At 71.8% G+C, this 16,857-nt stretch carries 17 protein-coding genes; 11 read left to right on the top strand and 6 right to left on the bottom strand.

Features of this window, described 5'->3' with window-relative positions; genetic code table 11:
- Positions 1–31: 31 nt before the first annotated feature.
- Positions 32–2,389: a Tex family protein gene (locus ACH4VX_RS06160; RefSeq protein ID WP_398366140.1), complete on the bottom strand. Its 2,358-nt coding sequence runs from the start codon at positions 2,387–2,389 to the stop codon at positions 32–34.
- Positions 2,390–2,494: 105 nt separating this feature from the next.
- Positions 2,495–2,626 carry an LPFR motif small protein gene (locus tag ACH4VX_RS06155; protein ID WP_398366139.1) on the bottom strand — a complete coding sequence of 44 codons (132 nt, stop codon included), beginning with the start codon at positions 2,624–2,626 and terminating at the stop codon, positions 2,495–2,497.
- A gap of 148 nt (positions 2,627–2,774) precedes the next feature.
- On the opposite strand from ACH4VX_RS06155, the gene ACH4VX_RS06150 reads away from it, so the two are divergent.
- The gene (locus ACH4VX_RS06150) at positions 2,775–3,743 is read left to right on the top strand and encodes a GlxA family transcriptional regulator (protein ID WP_398366138.1); all 969 of its coding nucleotides are present in this window, start codon (positions 2,775–2,777) and stop codon (positions 3,741–3,743) included.
- A 10-nt stretch (positions 3,744–3,753) separates the two neighbouring features.
- Entirely contained in the window at positions 3,754–4,389 is a 636-nt protein-coding gene (locus tag ACH4VX_RS06145; protein ID WP_398366137.1) for a DJ-1/PfpI family protein, read from the top strand.
- Here the strand turns inward: ACH4VX_RS06145 and ACH4VX_RS06140 are convergent.
- Positions 4,376–5,131, bottom strand: a complete 756-nt coding sequence (locus ACH4VX_RS06140; RefSeq protein WP_398366136.1) for an enoyl-CoA hydratase/isomerase family protein — start codon at positions 5,129–5,131, stop codon at positions 4,376–4,378. The two genes, ACH4VX_RS06145 and ACH4VX_RS06140, sit on opposite strands and share 14 nt — an antisense overlap.
- A gap of 114 nt (positions 5,132–5,245) precedes the next feature.
- Here ACH4VX_RS06140 and ACH4VX_RS06135 point away from each other — a divergent pair, with 114 nt between their 5' ends.
- Both ACH4VX_RS06135 and ACH4VX_RS06130 read left to right on the top strand, forming a co-directional pair.
- A complete protein-coding gene (locus tag ACH4VX_RS06135; protein WP_398366135.1) occupies positions 5,246–5,902 on the top strand; it encodes an HdeD family acid-resistance protein in 657 nt (218 codons plus the stop codon).
- A 138-nt stretch (positions 5,903–6,040) separates the two neighbouring features.
- On the top strand, positions 6,041–6,502 hold the full coding sequence (locus tag ACH4VX_RS06130; protein WP_398366134.1) for an ATP-binding protein: 462 nt from the start codon (positions 6,041–6,043) through the stop codon (positions 6,500–6,502).
- Between the two features lie 3 nt (positions 6,503–6,505).
- On the opposite strand, the gene idi is transcribed toward ACH4VX_RS06130, so the two are convergent.
- From idi to galE, 3 genes are all read right to left on the bottom strand, one after another.
- Positions 6,506–7,099: an isopentenyl-diphosphate Delta-isomerase gene (gene idi, locus ACH4VX_RS06125; protein WP_398366133.1), complete on the bottom strand. Its 594-nt coding sequence runs from the start codon at positions 7,097–7,099 to the stop codon at positions 6,506–6,508.
- A gap of 159 nt (positions 7,100–7,258) precedes the next feature.
- Positions 7,259–8,197, bottom strand: a complete 939-nt coding sequence (locus ACH4VX_RS06120) for a cation diffusion facilitator family transporter (protein ID WP_398366132.1) — start codon at positions 8,195–8,197, stop codon at positions 7,259–7,261.
- A 117-nt stretch (positions 8,198–8,314) separates the two neighbouring features.
- Positions 8,315–9,316: a UDP-glucose 4-epimerase GalE gene (galE, locus tag ACH4VX_RS06115; RefSeq protein ID WP_398366131.1), complete on the bottom strand. Its 1,002-nt coding sequence runs from the start codon at positions 9,314–9,316 to the stop codon at positions 8,315–8,317.
- A 288-nt stretch (positions 9,317–9,604) separates the two neighbouring features.
- Here galE and ACH4VX_RS06110 point away from each other — a divergent pair, with 288 nt between their 5' ends.
- From ACH4VX_RS06110 to ACH4VX_RS06080, 7 genes are all read left to right on the top strand, one after another.
- The gene (locus tag ACH4VX_RS06110; protein ID WP_398366130.1) at positions 9,605–11,440 is read left to right on the top strand and encodes a DUF5941 domain-containing protein; all 1,836 of its coding nucleotides are present in this window, start codon (positions 9,605–9,607) and stop codon (positions 11,438–11,440) included.
- Positions 11,437–12,189 (top strand): sugar phosphate nucleotidyltransferase, encoded by a 753-nt coding sequence (locus ACH4VX_RS06105; protein ID WP_398366129.1) that lies wholly within the window; start codon positions 11,437–11,439, stop codon positions 12,187–12,189. The genes ACH4VX_RS06110 and ACH4VX_RS06105 overlap by 4 nt, the downstream gene beginning before the upstream one ends.
- Positions 12,177–13,238, top strand: a complete 1,062-nt coding sequence (locus ACH4VX_RS06100; protein ID WP_398366128.1) for an iron-containing alcohol dehydrogenase family protein — start codon at positions 12,177–12,179, stop codon at positions 13,236–13,238. Before ACH4VX_RS06105 ends, ACH4VX_RS06100 begins: the two co-directional genes overlap by 13 nt.
- Positions 13,216–13,995, top strand: a complete 780-nt coding sequence (locus ACH4VX_RS06095) for a CDP-alcohol phosphatidyltransferase family protein (RefSeq protein WP_398366127.1) — start codon at positions 13,216–13,218, stop codon at positions 13,993–13,995. The genes ACH4VX_RS06100 and ACH4VX_RS06095 overlap by 23 nt, the downstream gene beginning before the upstream one ends.
- Before the next feature lie 8 nt (positions 13,996–14,003).
- On the top strand, positions 14,004–14,876 hold the full coding sequence (locus ACH4VX_RS06090) for a glycosyltransferase family 2 protein (protein WP_398366312.1): 873 nt from the start codon (positions 14,004–14,006) through the stop codon (positions 14,874–14,876).
- Positions 14,877–14,973: 97 nt separating this feature from the next.
- A complete protein-coding gene (locus ACH4VX_RS06085) occupies positions 14,974–15,909 on the top strand; it encodes an ABC transporter permease (protein WP_398366126.1) in 936 nt (311 codons plus the stop codon).
- Positions 15,902–16,687 (top strand): ABC transporter ATP-binding protein, encoded by a 786-nt coding sequence (locus ACH4VX_RS06080; protein WP_398366125.1) that lies wholly within the window; start codon positions 15,902–15,904, stop codon positions 16,685–16,687. Before ACH4VX_RS06085 ends, ACH4VX_RS06080 begins: the two co-directional genes overlap by 8 nt.
- The last annotated feature ends 170 nt before the right edge of the window (positions 16,688–16,857 follow it).

Here is a 16,857-nt window from a genome sequence, read left to right as displayed (position 1 = left end):
ACCCACCCCCGCCCAGCCACAACGCCGGCGCCTACGCCAGCCCGGCCCGCCGCAACGCTTCGGCCATCGCCCCGTTCGCCGGAGCGGGCGCAGCCGTAGACCGCCCCTTCCCCCCGGAACCGGAACCGGAACGCCCCTGCTGCCGCTGCTTCGGCGGCCGGCCGCCCTGCCGCTCCCCGCGCTGCCCCCGCTGCTCCCCCTGGGCCGGGGCCTCGTCGTCCAGCCGCAGCGTCAGCGAGATCCGCTTGCGCGGAATGTCGACGTCCAGCACCTTGACCTTGACGATGTCACCCGGCTTCACCACGTCCCGCGGGTCCTTGACGAACGTCTTCGACATGGCCGAGACATGTACCAGACCGTCCTGGTGAACCCCGACATCGACGAACGCGCCGAAAGCGGCCACGTTGGTCACCACACCCTCGAGCACCATCCCGGAGACCAGGTCGGAGATCTTCTCCACCCCCTCCTTGAAGACGGCGGTCCTGAACGCCGGCCGCGGGTCCCGCCCCGGCTTCTCCAGTTCCTTGAGGATGTCGCCGACGGTCGGCAGACCGAACGTCTCGTCCACGAAGTCACCCGGCTTCAGCGACCGCAGCACCGCCGTGTTCCCGATCAGCGCGGCGACCTCCGCCCCGGAGGACTTCACCATCCGCCGCACCACCGGATACGCCTCCGGGTGCACACTCGACGCGTCCAGCGGATCGTCACCGCCGCGGATCCGCAGGAAGCCCGCGCACTGCTCGTACGCCTTCGGGCCGAGCCGCGCCACCTTCTTCAGCTCGCGACGCGACCGGAACGGCCCGTTGCTGTCCCGGTGGGCCACGATGTTCTCGGCGAGCCCGGAGCTGACACCGGAGACCCGGGCGAGCAGCGGCGCGGACGCGGTGTTGACGTCCACCCCCACGCCGTTCACACAGTCCTCCACCACCGCGTCCAGCGAACGCGACAGCTTCACCTCGGACAGGTCGTGCTGGTACTGGCCGACGCCGATGGACTTCGGGTCGATCTTCACCAGCTCGGCCAGCGGGTCCTGGAGCCGCCGTGCGATCGACACCGCGCCGCGCAGCGACACGTCCATGTCCGGCAGCTCCGCGGAGGCGAAGGCGGAGGCCGAGTACACGGAGGCACCCGCCTCGGACACCATCACCTTGGTCAGCTTCAGCTCGGGGTGCCTGGTGATGAGTTCACCGGCGAGCTTGTCGGTCTCGCGGGACGCCGTGCCGTTGCCGATCGCGATCAGCTCGACCGCGTGCTCCTTCGCCAGCCGCGCCAGCTTCGCGATCGCCTCGTCCCACCGGTTCGCCGGGACATGGGGATGGATCACGTCCGTGGCGACGACCTTGCCGGTCGCGTCCACCACGGCGACCTTCACGCCCGTACGGAAGCCGGGGTCGAGGCCGAGCGTCGCGCGCGTACCGGCCGGGGCGGCGAGCAGCAGGTCGCGCAGGTTGGCCGCGAAGACCCGCACCGCCTCGTCCTCGGCCGCCGTACGCAGCCGCAGCCGCAGGTCGATACCGAGGTGCACCAGGATGCGCGTACGCCAGGCCCACCGCACCGTGTCGCCGAGCCACTTGTCCCCCGGACGCCCCCGGTCGGAGATCCCGAACCGGTTCGCGACGATCCCCTCGTACGACGACGGGCCGTCCACCGGCTCCTCCGGCTCCAGGACGAGGTCGAGGACCTCCTCCTTCTCGCCGCGCAGCATCGCCAGGATCCGGTGCGAGGGCAGCTCGGTGAACGGCTCGGTGAAGTCGAAGTAGTCGGCGAACTTCGCGCCCGCCTCCTCCTTGCCGTCGCGCACCTTCGCGGCCAGCCGCCCGCGCACCCACATGCGCTCGCGCAGCTCACCGATCAGGTCGGCGTCCTCCGAGAACCGCTCGGTGAGGATGGCCCGCGCGCCGTCCAGCGCGGCCCCCGGATCGGCGATGCCCTTGTCGGCGTCCACGAACGCGGCGGCCGCGGCGAGGGGCTCGACGCCCGGATCACCGAGCAGCCCCTCCGCCAGCGGCTCCAGGCCCGCCTCGCGCGCGATCTGCGCCTTGGTGCGCCGCTTGGGCTTGTACGGCAGGTAGATGTCCTCCAGGCGCGCCTTGGTCTCCGCGCCGCGGATCCGCGCCTGAAGCTCGTCCGTCAGCTTGCCCTGCTCGCGCACCGACTCCAGGATCGCCGTCCGACGCTCCTCCAGTTCCCGCAGGTAGCGCAGCCGCTCCTCGAGCGTGCGCAGCTGCGCGTCGTCGAGCATCTCGGTCGCTTCCTTGCGGTAGCGGGCGATGAAGGGCACGGTCGAACCGCCGTCGAGCAGCTCCACCGCGGCCTTGACCTGCCGCTCCCGTACGCCGAGCTCCTCGGCGATCCTGCCTTCGATGGACCCTGTGAGGGGTGTCGTCACGTTCCCGTACCGCCTTCTCCACTGAGGTTGCGCGGCAATTGTGGCAGGTGACGCCGGCCATCGGGGATCAGGGCGGTGACTCGCCCGGGGAGCGCGCGAGCGGTGTCAGGCGCGACGGCCCCGGGTGGTGGACGAGGCCCCGCCGAAGAGCCTGGCGAGGGCCCGGAACGGCAGTGTCACTACGGTGGCGATGGTCCCGCCGATCTGGCGCAGGACATCCGCGATGGCACGCAGCACGTGTCTCTCCTTCCGTCTCCCGGCCCCGTCGGCCGGGTCTGACTGCGTGTACCTCGTCAACGCTTCAACATGCATGCCGTCCGGCATGGCAGGAAAGGTGGGTAACTCGTCGTTGCGGCCATGCCGGGCACCGCCGAGAATCGACGGCATGGCGCAGCGAACCGTTCTCGTCGTCCTCTTCGACGACGTGCAGAGCCTCGATGTCACCGGTCCCGTGGAGGTCTTCGCGGGCGCCGAGCAGCACACGCCGGGGACGTACCGGCTGTGCACCGCCTCGCTGGACGGCGCTCCGGTACGCACGACCAGCGGGCTGACCGTCGTACCGGACCGGGCCCTGGCCGACGCGCCGGAGCCGCACACGCTGCTCGTGCCCGGTGGCCGGGGCACCCGCCGGCCCGACCCGCGGCTGACCGACTGGCTGCGCCGGCACGGGCCGCGCGCCGAGCGGCTGGTCTCCGTCTGCACGGGAGCGGCCCTGCTCGCCGGCGCGGGGCTGCTGGACGGCCGTCGCGCCACCACGCACTGGGCCTACTGCGACACACTGGCCCGGAACCACCCGGCCGTCGAGGTCGACCCGGATCCCATCTACGTCCGGGACGGCCATGTCGCCACCTCCGCCGGCGTCACCTCCGGGATCGACCTCGCGCTCGCCCTCGTCGAGGAGGACCTCGGCCGTCAGGCCGCCCTCGCCGTCGCCCGGCACCTGGTGGTGTTCCTGCGCCGGCCCGGTAACCAGGCCCAGTTCAGCGCCCAGCTCGCCGCCCAGACCGCGCGGCGCGAGCCGTTGAGGGAAGTCCAGCACTGGATCACCGAGCACCCCGACGCGGATCTGACCGTCGAGGCGCTCGCCGCCCGTGCGGCCCTCTCGCCGCGTCACTTCGCCCGCGCCTTCCACACCGAGACCGGCATGACGCCGGGCCGCTACGTCGACCGGGTACGGCTCGAACACGCCCGGCGGCTGCTGGAGGACACCGGTGACGGCGTCGAGGAGATCTCCCGCGCCAGCGGCTACGGCACCCCCGAGGCGATGCGGCGCGCCTTCGTCCGGACCCTCGGGGCGTCCCCGGCGGAGTACCGCCGCCGGTTCCGGCCCGCACCCTCATCCGCACACACCTGAGAGGCCACCGATGCAGATCGCCATCGTCCTGTTCGACCGTTTCACCGCCCTCGACGCGGTGGGCCCGTACGAGACCCTCGGCCGCCTCCCGGACGCCGAGACCGTGTTCGTCGCCGAGCGGACCGGCCCCGTGCGCACCGACACCGGCGCGCTCGCCGTCACCGCGGACCGGACCCTCGCCGAGGTGCCGGACCCGGACATCGTCGTCGTCCCCGGCGGCCCCGGGCAGACACCGCAGATGGAGAACGAGACCCTGCTGGACTGGCTGCGCGGAGCCGACGCGTCCAGCACCTGGACGACGTCCGTGTGCACCGGGTCCCTGCTGCTGGCCGCCGCCGGACTCCTCCGGGGGCGCCGGGCCACCTCGCACTGGCTCGCGCTCGACCATCTGGAGCGGTACGGCGCCGAGCCGACCGGGGAACGCGTGGTGACCGACGGCAAGTACGTCACCGCGGCCGGTGTCTCCTCCGGCATCGACATGGGGCTCACCCTGCTCGGCCGGATCGCCGGCGACGAACACGCCCAGGCCGTCCAGCTGCTCACCGAGTACGACCCGCAGCCGCCCTACGACGCCGGCTCCCCGCGCAAGGCGCCCGCGCACCTCGTCGAGGAGCTCCGGTCGAAGAGCCGCTTCATCCTGACGTAGACACGCTCCAGGTGAAGCGCGGCGGCCGGCGCTCCAGGAACGCGGCGACGCCCTCCGCGGTGTCGCCGCTCTCCCGGGCCCGCTCGCCCCAGTACGCGTCCCGGTCGGTGCGGCCGTTCGCGAACTCCTTCGCCGCCGCCTGCGTCAGCTGCGACCGGGACGCCAGGATCCGGGTGAACCCGGCCACCCGCTCGTCCAGTTCGCCCCCGGGCAGCACCTCGTCCACCAGACCGGTGCGCAGCGCCCGCTCGGCCTCGATCAACTCGCCCGAGAACAAGAGGTACTTGGCGGTGGCCGGGCCGACCAGGGACACAAGGCGCCGGGTCGCGGAGGCCGGGTAGACGATGCCGAGCTTCGCCGGCGTCACCCCGAACCGCGCCCCCTCCTCGGCGAACCGCAGATCACAGGCCGCCGCCAGCTGTGCCCCGCCGCCCACGCAGTGCCCGCGGACCGCCGCCAGGGTCGGTTTGGGGAAGGCGGCGAGCGCCTCCTCCGCCGCCACGGCCAGCCGTTGCGCCTGCAGCGGCGACCCCCGGAGCGTGGAGATGTCGGCGCCGGCACAGAACGTCCCGCCCTCACCGGTGAGCACCAGCACGCGTACGTCGGGATCGGCCGCCAGCGTTTCCAGCAGCGGTGGCAGGGAACTCCACATCGCGGCCGTCATGGCGTTGCGCTTCGCCGGATGACGGATGACGACCGTGGCGACGTGCTCGGTGACGCCGTGCAGCAACCGGGGCTCCATGCGCCGGATGCTATCCGCCCCGGCCGGCGCCCCGACCGGCAGGGACTCCACCCGGCGGGGGACGGGCGGGCGGCGGAGACCGGGAGAGGGGAATCGGGAGCGAGGAGGCAGACCATGGCCAGGTCCACCAAGCCCCAGGGCGAGGCCGCGAAACTGAGCCGCGGCTTCAGCTGGCTCGCCGTACTCGGCGTGATCCTGGTCGTCGCGGGTCTGATCGGCCTGATCTACACCGGCCTCGCCACCCTGACCTCGATGGTGCTGTTCGGCTGGCTGCTGCTGATCGGCGGCCTGGTCGGACTGCTGCACGCCGTCCAGGCGCGGCACACCAACTTCTTCTGGCTCGGCGTGGTCGTCGCGGCCCTGAACATCGCGGCCGGCGTGGTCGTCCTGAAGACACCGGAGGCCGCGGCCGAGGCGCTCACCATGTTCGCCGCGCTGCTGTTCCTCACCGGCGGGGTGTTCCGCCTCGTCGGCAGTCTGGTGGTGCGCGGGCCGCAGTTCGGCTGGACGCTGGTGCAGGGCGCCTTCGGACTGCTCCTCGGCGTCCTGGTACTGGCCACCTGGCCCAGCAGCAGCCAGTACGTCATCGGTACGTTCTTCTCCCTCTCCCTGCTCTTCGACGGGCTCGGCCTGATCGCCACCGGCTACGGCGGACGCCGGATCGTCGGCATGGTCTCCGACCGGCTGGCCGGCGAGGAGAGCGCGCGGGCGCCGGAGGAGGGGCCGCACGGGAGCGATCACCGGGCCGCCAAACCCGTACAACCCGAATAGTTCACCGTTCCGACACAGGGCGGGCCGGAACGGTCCCGTAAGCGACCGGGTCAAGCACAGACGGTCGGAAACGCTCGATAACCGCTGACTTCTGTTCAGTGCCGAGGTGTGGGGCCGATCGGTACCAACACTCGACGTGTGGTGACAATCGAGCGTGAGAGCGGCGATCAGCTACCGTACGAAGGTGTCTGGCGGTTCACCGCCCCGGCCGTCGACGCCTCGGTCCCGCAGGCCCGCCACGCCGTGCGGGACCTGCTGCTGCGCCAGGGGGTGCCGGTCGCGGACGACGTGGTGCAGGGACTGCTGCTGATCGTCTCCGAGCTGGTCACCAACGCCGTACGGCACGCGGCGCTGCTGTCCCCGACGCTCGCCGTCGAGGTCGCCGTCGGCGCCGAGTGGGTCCGGGTGTCCGTGGAGGACAATCACCCCTACCGGCCGACCGCCCTGGAGACCGACCACGCTCGCACCGGCGGCCGCGGACTGCTCCTGGTGCGGGAGATCACCCGCGAGGCGGGCGGGGCGTGCGACGCCGAGCACACCGCCACCGGCGGCAAGGTGATCTGGGCCGCCCTGCCGCTCAAGCCCACCCCTCTGCCGTAACCGTCACCAGCCCGCCGACGGGCCCGTCAGTTCGCGGACCGCCGGGCGGGCCGCGTCCAGGACGGTCGGGAACCAGGCCGAGAAGGTGTCCCTCGCGTGCCGCTCCGCCAGCTCCGACGGGGTAACGAACGCCGTGGACGCCACCTCCTGCGGATCCGGCAGCGGCGGCGACTGCACCATGCCGACGAAGAGGTGGTTGTACTCCTGCTCCACCAGGCCCGAGGCCGGGTCCGGGTGGTTGTAGCGGACCGTGCCCGCCTCGGCGAGCAGCGACGGGGAGACGCCCAGCTCCTCGAAGGTCCGCCGGGCCGCCGCGGCGAACGGCGCCTCACCGGGGTAGGGGTGACCGCAGCAGGTGTTGGACCACACACCGGGGGAGTGGTACTTGCCCAGCGCACGCCGCTGCAGCAGCAGCCGCCCGCGCTCGTCGAACAGGAACACCGAGAACGCCCGGTGCAGCCGCCCTGGCGGCTGGTGGGCGGCGAGCTTCTCCGCGGTGCCGATCGTCACGCCGTCCTCGTCGACCAGTTCCAGCAAAATCGGCTCGGCGGTGCCGCTCGACGGGCTGTTCGTCGCGGTGGCAGGTGTGATCGGCATACCCATCCTTCACTCGGTCTTCGCGCCCCAAGTCTGCCGCACGAATCCGGCACTCCCGGCACTCCTTGACACGCCCGCATGTCCCCGGGACGCCCCCACGGGGGCGGAGGGCCGCGTTCCCCGGCGCATCGGCGCGCGGCAGGCGCGTGTGGACCGGTCCTAACGGCAGAGGCGCGCCTCGTGCTCCGCGTGCCCGCCGGGCTCCAGCTGGAAGGTGCAGTGCTCCACGTCGAAGTGGGAGCCCAGACAGTTCTGCAGCTCGTGCAGCATCTTCTCGTGCCCGATGGCGTTCAGGACGTCGGAGCTGACGACCACGTGCGCGGAGAGCACCGGCATCCCCGAGGTGATGGTCCAGGCGTGCAGGTCGTGCACGTCCTCCACGCCGTCCGTGGCCAGGATGTGCGCCCGTACCTGTCCCATGTCGACGCCCTTGGGCGCGGCCTCCAGCAGCACGTCCAGGGTCTCGCGCAGCAGCTTCCACGTCCGGGGCACGATCATCACCGCGATCACCAGGGAGGCGATCGGGTCGGCGGCCGTCCAGCCGGTGGCCAGGATCACCAGCGCGGCGAGGATCACCGCGACCGAGCCGAGCGCGTCCGCCGCCACCTCCAGGAAGGCGCCGCGCACGTTCAGGCTCTCCTTCTGCCCGCGCATCAGCAGCGTCAGCGACACCATGTTGGCGACCAGGCCGATCGCGCCGAACACCATCGTCAGCCCGCCCTCGGTGCCGGCCGGGGTGACGAACCGCTCGATCGCCTCGTACAGCACGTAGCCGCCGACGCCGAGCAGCAGCAGACAGTTGGCCAGCGCGGCCAGGATCTCCGCGCGGGCCAGCCCGAAGGTGCGGCGCTCGCTCGGCGGGCGGTTCGCGACGTGGATGGCGAGCAGGGCCATGCCGAGCCCCAGGGCGTCCGTTGCCATGTGGGCGGCGTCCGCCACCAGCGCCAGCGAGTCGGCCAGCACCCCGCCGACGATCTCCACGACCATGACCCCGAGCGTGATCGCCAGCGCCGCCCGCAGCCTGCCGCGGTACGCCGCACTCGCGGTACCGCCGGCGGGCGCGCCGTGCGCATGCCCGTGATCGTGCCCAGCCCCCATGAAACGCCCCTTCCCGTGACCCCGTCCGGATCACAGTCAACTACGGGGAGGGGGTATCCGCAACGCGGCACTGAACACCGTTGTCATGTGCCCTGACCTGCACAAACGACCCGCAGGTCAGGAGGTGGGCAGGCGTCGTGCGCCCGCTCGGCGGTCGTGGTGCAGCCGCCACCCCCGCCATGCCGAGTCGATCATCTCGGGCACCGAGCGCCGGGCGGTCCAGCCGAGCTGCTCGGCCGCGCGGGCGGCCGACGCCACCGCGCGGGGCGCGTCCCCGGGGCGGCGGTCCTCGACGAGCGGGGCCCGGGTGTCGCCGGTGACCTCACCGATGACGGTGATCAGCTCGCGCACCGAGACGCCCTCGCCGCGGCCGATGTTCACCGTCAGGTCTCCCGTGACGTTCCCCTCGGACAGCCCCCGGGCCGCCGCCAGATGCGCCTCCGCCAGATCGGCCACGTGGATGTAGTCACGGACGCAGGTGCCGTCCGGCGTCGGATAGTCGTCGCCGAAGATGCGCGGGGCCTCGTCACGGGTGAGCCGGTCGAAGACCATCGGCACGATGTTGAAGACGCCGGTGTCGGCCAGCTCCGGCGCCGCCGCCCCCGCCACGTTGAAGTAGCGCAGGCACACCGTGTCGATGCCGTGCGCCCGGCCCGCCGCCCGGACCAGCCACTCCCCGGCGAGCTTGGTCTCGCCGTAGGGGTTCGCCGGGGCGCAGGGGGCGTCCTCCGTGATGAGATCCACACCGGGGTCGCCGTACACGGCCGCGGACGAGGAGAAGACGAAGCGCTCGATGCCGGCGTCGGCGACGGCGTCCAGGAGCGTCACGAGGCCGCCCACGTTCTCCCGGTAGTAGCGGGTCGGCTGCGCCACGGACTCGCCGGCCTGCTTGCGCGCGGCGAGGTGCACCACCCCCGTCACCTCGTGCTCCGCGCACACCCGCTTCAGCAGCTCGCCGTCCAACGACGAGCCCCTGACCAGCGGTACGTCGGCGGCCAGCCGTGCCGGCACCCCGGCCGAGAGGTCGTCCAGCGCCACGACCCGCTCCCCGGCACCGGTCATGGCCCGCGCCACATGTGCCCCGATGTAACCGGCCCCGCCGGTGATCAGCCATGTCATGGTCGCCCACCCTATGCCGAGCGGACCCCGCAGTCCCCAATATGCTGGGTTGGGTCATATGTCCCGTTCTGGTACGGCGGTTTGTGGGCCGGGCCTCCCATCACCGATGATGATCGCGGCAGAGGCGCGCGGGCGAACCATGCCGCTCCAGTCGTCGAACGGGCGGTGAACGCGGGCTTCCGGGCATCCGATAACCTCTGCCGACATGCCGCCCGGAGGCCCCGCACGGGCGCCTCATCGTGTACATGACCGGCGTCGACGCGTCGGCGCCCAGGGAGTGAGATTCGGTTGTCGACCGCCATCCTCACCGGCCAGCCGGTCCCCGGTTCGTCACTCGAGGGCGATCTGCGCTCCCTCGGTTTCGACGTACGGATCGCGTCCGGCACCGCCGAGGCCGAGACCCTGCTCGCCGGGGTGCCCGCCGGGCAACGGGTCGCCGTGGTCGACGCCCGCTTCGTGGGCCACGCGCACGCGCTGCGCCTCGGCCTCACCGACCCCCGCTTCCCGCTCTCCGCGATCCCCGGCGCCGTCACCGCCCAGCCGGCCGGCCGCCAGGCCCTGATCCGCGCGCTGGCCCGCGAGAACTACGCGGCCACCGCCGAGCCGGCCGGCGGCACCATCCTGGTCGACAGCATCGCCGACCGCCTCGTCGCCGTCCTCGGCACCGATGGCGCCGACGTGCACCGCCCCGAGCTCGGCAGCCTCGTCGCCACCGTCCCCGGCGACCCCCAGACCCGCAACGAGGCCCGGCAGGCCGTCGCCGCCGTCGACGACGAGGCCGTACGTCTGAAGTCGGCCGTCAAGGCCCGCGACGGCTTCTTCACCACCTACTTCATCAGCCCGTACTCGCGCTACATCGCCCGCTGGTGCGCCCGCCGCGGACTGACCCCCAACCAGGTCACCACCGCCTCCCTGCTCACCGCGCTCATAGCCGCGGCCTGCGCCGCCACCGGCACCCGCGGCGGCTTCGTCGCCGCCGGCGCGCTGCTCCTCGCCTCCTTCGTGCTGGACTGCACCGACGGCCAGCTCGCCCGCTACTCCCTGCAGTACTCCACCCTCGGCGCCTGGCTCGACGCCACCTTCGACCGCGCCAAGGAGTACGCCTACTACGCCGGCCTCGCCCTCGGAGCCGCCCGCGGTGGCGACGACGTGTGGGCCCTGGCCCTGGGCGCGATGGTCCTGCAGACCTGCCGGCACGTCGTGGACTTCTCCTTCAACGAGGCCAACCACGACGCCACCGCGCTCGGTGAATTGTCGCTGGCGAGCCCCACCGCCGCCCTCTCCGACAAGCTCGACAGCGTCGGCTGGACGGTCTGGCTGCGCCGCATGATCGTCCTGCCGATCGGCGAACGCTGGGCGATGATCGCCGTCCTCACGGCCGTCACCACCCCCCGGATCACCTTCTACGCCCTGCTCATCGGCTGCGCCTTCGCCGCGACGTACACCACGGCGGGCCGGGTCCTGCGCTCGCTGACCCGCAAGGCGAAGCGGACCGACCGGGCGGCACAGGCGCTCGCGGACCTCGCCGACTCCGGCCCGCTCGCCCAGGCCCTCACCGGCCCGCTGAGGAACCCCGCGCGGCGCCTGCCCGGCTTCACCGCCCCCGTGCTGGCACTGCTCGGCGGCCTCGCCGTCGTCGCCACGGCCGTGCTCACCGGCTTCGGCGGCCCCTGGACGATCGTCGCCGCCTGCGGCTACGTCCTGACCTCCGCCGTCGCCGTCGCCCGCCCCCTCAAGGGCGCCCTCGACTGGCTGGTCCCGCCGTTCTTCCGCGCCGCCGAGTACGGCACCGTCCTGGCACTGGCGGCCGACGCGGACGTGAACGGAGCCCTTCCCGCGGCCTACGGCCTGGTGGCCGCGGTCGCCTACCATCACTACGACACGGTCTACCGCATCCGCGGCAACGCGGGCGCGTCCCCGCGCTGGCTGGTGCGGGTGATCGGGGGGCACGAGGGACGCACCCTGGCGGTCGCCGTCCTGGCGGCCGTGCTCACCGCCTCGCAGTTCACGGTCGCGCTCACGGTCCTCGCCGTGGCCGTGGCCCTGCTGGTGCTCGTCGAGAGCATCCGCTTCTGGGCGTCCGCAGGGGCGCCCGCCGTACACGATGAAGGAGAACCCGCATGATCGGCCTCGTGCTGGCGGCCGGCGCCGGACGGCGTCTGCGCCCCTACACCGACAGCCTGCCCAAGGCGCTGGTGCCGGTGGGGCCCGCGGGCATAGAGGGCGAACCGACGGTCCTGGACCTCACCCTCGGCAACTTCGCCGAGATCGGCCTGACCGAGGTCGGGATCATCGTCGGCTACCGCAAGGAGGCCGTGTACGAGCGCAAGGCGGCCCTGGAGGCGAAGTACGGCCTCGAGCTCACCCTCATCGACAACGACAAGGCCGAGGAGTGGAACAACGCCTACTCCCTGTGGTGCGGCCGTGACGCCCTCCGGGACGGCGTGATCCTCGCCAACGGCGACACCGTGCACCCGGTCTCCGTCGAGAGGACCCTGCTCGCCGCCCGCGGCGAGGGCAAGCGGATCATCCTCGCCCTCGACACGGTCAAGCAGCTCGCCGACGAGGAGATGAAGGTCGTCGTCGACCCCGAGAAGGGCATGACGAAGATCACCAAGCTGATGGACCCCGCCGAGGCCACCGGTGAGTACATCGGCGTCACCCTCATCGAGGGCGACGCCGCCGCCGAGCTGGCCGACGCGCTGAAGACCGTGTGGGAGACCGACCCGCAGCAGTTCTACGAGCACGGCTACCAGGAACTGGTGAACCGCGGCTTCCGGATCGACGTGGCGCCGATCGGCGACGTCAAGTGGGTGGAGATCGACAACCACGACGATCTCGCCCGCGGACGGGAGATCGCGTGCCAGTACTGACCCGGCTCATCCCCTCGCCGGTCGTCGTGGACATCCGCCCGGGTGCCCTCGACGACCTGGCCTGTGTCCTCGCCGACGAGCGCATTTCGCAGTCCGGCCGGCTCGCCATCGCCGTCAGCGGCGGTTCGGGCGCCCGGCTGCGCGAGCGGATCGCGCCCTCGCTGCCCGGTGCCACCTGGTACGAGGTCGGCGGCGGCACCATCGACGACGCGGTCCGGCTGGCGAGCGACATAAAGGCCGGCCACTACGACGCGGTCGTCGGACTCGGCGGCGGGAAGATCATCGACTGCGCCAAGTTCGCGTCGGCGCGCGTCGGCCTGCCCCTGGTCGCCGTCGCCACCAACCTTGCGCACGACGGCCTCTGCTCGCCGGTCGCGACCCTCGACAACGACGCGGGCCGCGGCTCCTACGGCGTACCGAACCCGATCGCGGTCGTCATCGACCTCAACGTCATCCGCGAGGCCCCGGTCCGTTTCGTGCGGTCCGGCATCGGCGACGCCATCTCCAACATCTCCGCGGTCGCCGACTGGGAACTGGCCCACCGCGTCAACGGGGAGAAGATCGACGGCCTGGCCGCCGCCATGGCCCGGCAGGCCGGTGAGGCGGTGCTGCGGCACCCGGGCGGGGTCGGCGACGACGGTTTCCTGCAGGTGCTGGCCGAGGCACTGGTCCTCACCGGCATCGCCATGTCCGTGTCGGGCGACTCCCGCCCCTCCTCCGGCGCCTGCCACGAGATCAACCACGCCTTCGACCTGCTCCACCCCAAGCGGGCCGCCGCCCACGGCGAGCAGTGCGGACTGGGCGCCGCCTTCGCGATGTACCTGCGCGGCGCCCACGAGGAATCGGCCCACATGGCCGAGGTGCTGCGCCGGCACGGGCTTCCGGTGCTGCCGGAGGAGATCGGATTCACGCCGGACGAATTCGTCCGGATCGTCGAGTTCGCTCCGGAGACCCGCCCCGGACGCTTCACCATCCTCGAACATCTCGACCTGAAGACCGAACAGATCAAGGACGTCTACGCCGACTATGTCAAGGCCATCGGTAGCTGAACTCCGTCCGGTCGTCCACCCCCCGGGGGTCAAGGACCGGCGCAGCGGTGAGCACTGGATGGGGCGCCTCTACATGCGAGAGGTGTCCCTGCGGGTGGACCGCTACTTGGTGAACACCAGGGTCACGCCCAACCAGCTCACGTATCTGATGACCGTCTTCGGCGTCCTCGCGGCCCCGGCGCTGCTGGTGCCGGGGATCACGGGGGCCGTCCTCGGGGTGGTCGCCGTCCAGATGTACCTGCTGCTGGACTGCGTCGACGGCGAGATCGCCCGCTGGCGGAAGCAGTACTCGCTCGGCGGCGTCTACCTCGACCGGGTCGGCGCCTACCTCACCGACGCGGCCGTCCTGGTCGGCCTCGGCCTGCGCGCCGCCGACCCGTGGGGTTCCGGACGGATCGACTGGCTCTGGGCCTTCCTCGGCACCCTGGCCGCCCTCGGCGCGATCCTGATCAAGGCCGAGACCGACCTCGTCGGCGTCGCCCGCCACCAGAACGGGCTGCCGCCGGTGAAGGAGGCCGCCGCCGAGATGCGCTCCTCCGGCATGGCGCTGGCCCGCCGGGCCGCCGCCGCGTTCCAGTTCCACCGGCTCATCCTCGGCATCGAGGCGTCTCTGCTGATCCTGGTCCTCGCGATCGCGGACGCGGTCCAGGGCGACCTGTTCTTCACCCGCCTGGGCACCGCCGTCCTCGCCGGCATCGCCCTGCTGCAGACCCTGCTGCACCTGGTCTCCGTCCTCGCCTCCAGCAGGCTGAAGTGAGCGCCGGCATGAAGGTCGGCGCGGTGATCATCACCATGGGCAACCGCCCCGACGAGCTGCGCGCCCTGCTGGACTCGGTCGCCAAGCAGGACGGCGACCCGGTCCGGGCCGTCGTCGTCGGCAACGGCTCGCCCGTCCCCGAGGTCCCCGAGGGCGTCCGCACCGTCGAACTGCCGGAGAACCTCGGCATCCCCGGCGGCCGCAACGTCGGCATCGAGGCCTTCGGCCCCGGCGGCACCGACGTCGACATCCTGCTGTTCCTCGACGACGACGGCCTGCTCGCCGGCCACGACACCGCCGAACTGTGCCGCGAGGCCTTCACGGCCGACCCGGCGCTCGGCATCATCAGCTTCCGCATCGCCGACCCGGAGACCGGGGTCACCCAGCGCCGCCACGTGCCCCGGCTGCGCGCCTCCGACCCGATGCGCTCCTCCCGCGTGACCACCTTCCTCGGCGGCGCCAACGCCGTACGCACCAAGGTCCTCGCCGAGGTCGGCGGGCTGCCGGACGAGTTCTTCTACGCCCATGAGGAGACCGATCTGGCCTGGCGGGCCCTCGACGCCGGCTGGATGATCGACTACCGGTCCGACATGGTGCTGTACCACCCGACCACCGCCCCCTCACGGCACGCGGTCTACCACCGCATGGTCGCCCGCAACCGGGTCTGGCTGGCCCGCCGCAACCTCCCCGCGCTCCTGGTCCCGGTCTACCTGGGCGTCTGGATGCTCCTCACTCTCCTGCGCCGGCCCTCGCGCCCCGCGCTGAAGGCGTGGTTCGGTGGATTCCGGGAGGGCTGGGCCACCCCCTGCGGACCCCGCCGGCCCATGAAGTGGCGTACGGTGTGGCGGCTGACCCGACTGGGCCGGCCCCCCGTCATCTGACAAGCTCGTATCCGGGAACATCGGGGCCGTACCCAGGCTCCCCGGCTCATGCCAGGCCCCGCGGGCCGCGCATCTCGAGGACGAAAGTTTTCCACTAGTGAGTGAGACCACGCACGACGGCACGGTCGCGGTCACCGCGCCCGTGCCGCCCGACGAGGGCCTGACGGCGGACCGGCTCGCCGCCAAGTACGGCCTCACGGTCAGCGGCGCCCGGCCGTCCCTGAGGGAGTACGTCCGTCAGCTCTGGGACCGGCGGCACTTCATCCTCGCCTTCTCCCGGGCGAAGCTGACCGCCCAGTACAGCCAGGCCAAGCTCGGCCAGCTGTGGCAGGTGGCGACCCCGCTGCTGAACGCGGCGGTGTACTTCTTCATCTTCGGTCTGCTGCTGGGCGCCAACCGGGGCATCCCGAAGGACGTCTACGTGCCGTTCCTGGTGACGGGCGTGTTCGTGTTCACCTTCACCCAGAGCTCGGTGCTCGCCGGTGTGCGGGCCATCTCCGGGAACCTGGGGCTGGTACGGGCCCTGCACTTCCCCAGAGCCTCGCTGCCCGTCTCCTTCGCGCTCCAGCAGCTCCAGCAGCTGCTGTTCTCGATGATCGTGCTCGTCGTCGTCATGGTGGCCTCCGGCAGCCTGCCCGCCCTGTCCTGGCTGCTCGTCGTCCCCGCGCTGCTGCTGCAGTTCGTGTTCAACACCGGGCTCGCGCTGGTCTTCGCGCGGATGGGCAGCAAGACGCCCGACCTGGCCCAGCTGATGCCGTTCGTGCTGCGCACCTGGATGTACGCGTCCGGCGTGATGTTCAGCATCCCGGCGATGCTGCACGACAAGGACGTCCCCGCCTGGCTCGCCGACGTCCTGCAGTGGAACCCGGCCGCGATCTACATGGACCTGGTCCGCTTCGCGATGATCGACGACTACGGCTCCTCGTACCTGCCCCCGCACGTGTGGGCGTTCGCGCTGGGCTGGGCACTGCTGGCCGGCGTGATCGGGTTCGTCTACTTCTGGAAGGCTGAGGAGAAATACGGCCGTGGCTGACACCAGCGACAAGAAGATCCCCACGGTCATCGCGGACGACCTGCACATCGTCTACCGGGTCAACGGCGCGAGGACGGGCAAGGGCAGCGCCACGGCGGCGCTCAGCCGCATCGTGAAGCGGGGCAAGGACGACGCGGCGCGGGGTGTGCGCAAGGTGCACGCCGTACGCGGGGTCTCCTTCGTCTCGTACCGGGGCGAGGCGATCGGCCTGATCGGCTCCAACGGCTCCGGCAAGTCGACCCTGCTGCGGGCCATCGCCGGACTGCTGCCCGCCGAGCAGGGCAAGGTCTACACCGACGGCCAGCCCTCGCTGCTCGGCGTCAACGCCGCCCTGATGAACGACCTGACGGGCGAACGGAACGTCATATTGGGCGGGCTCGCCATGGGCATGTCCCGTGAGCAGATCCGGGAGCGCTACCAGGAGATCGTCGACTTCTCCGGCATCAACGAGAAGGGCGACTTCATCACCCTGCCGATGCGCACCTACTCCTCCGGCATGGCGGCCCGGCTGCGCTTCTCCATCGCCGCCGCCAAGGACCACGACGTCCTGATGATCGACGAGGCCCTGGCCACCGGCGACCGCAAGTTCCAGAAGCGCTCCGAGGCACGCATCCGGGAGCTGCGCAAGCAGGCCGGCACGGTGTTCCTGGTCAGCCACAACAACAAGTCGATCCGCGACACCTGCGACCGCGTGCTCTGGCTGGAACGCGGGGAGCTGCGCATGGACGGACCCACCGACGAGGTGCTCAGGGAGTACGAGAAGTTCACGGGGAAGTAGCCCGGTGCCAGGAGGGCCCCGCCGGAACTGTCCGGTGGGGCCCGGCGTCTGCAAAGGAAACGTCAACTCCGGCCGCTCCGTGGAATCTTGATGCCGATCGGTGTGTTGTCGTGTTGCGCGGAGACCCCCGCCGTCACGTGCCGCGTTGTACAACGTAAGCTGTACCGGTC

This window comes from Streptomyces sp. NPDC020731, assembly GCF_044334705.1.
Taxonomy (GTDB): Bacteria; Actinomycetota; Actinomycetes; order Streptomycetales; family Streptomycetaceae; genus Streptomyces.
The sequence above is the reverse complement of the archived record's forward strand: the minus strand, read 5'-3'. Positions and strand labels throughout refer to the sequence as shown.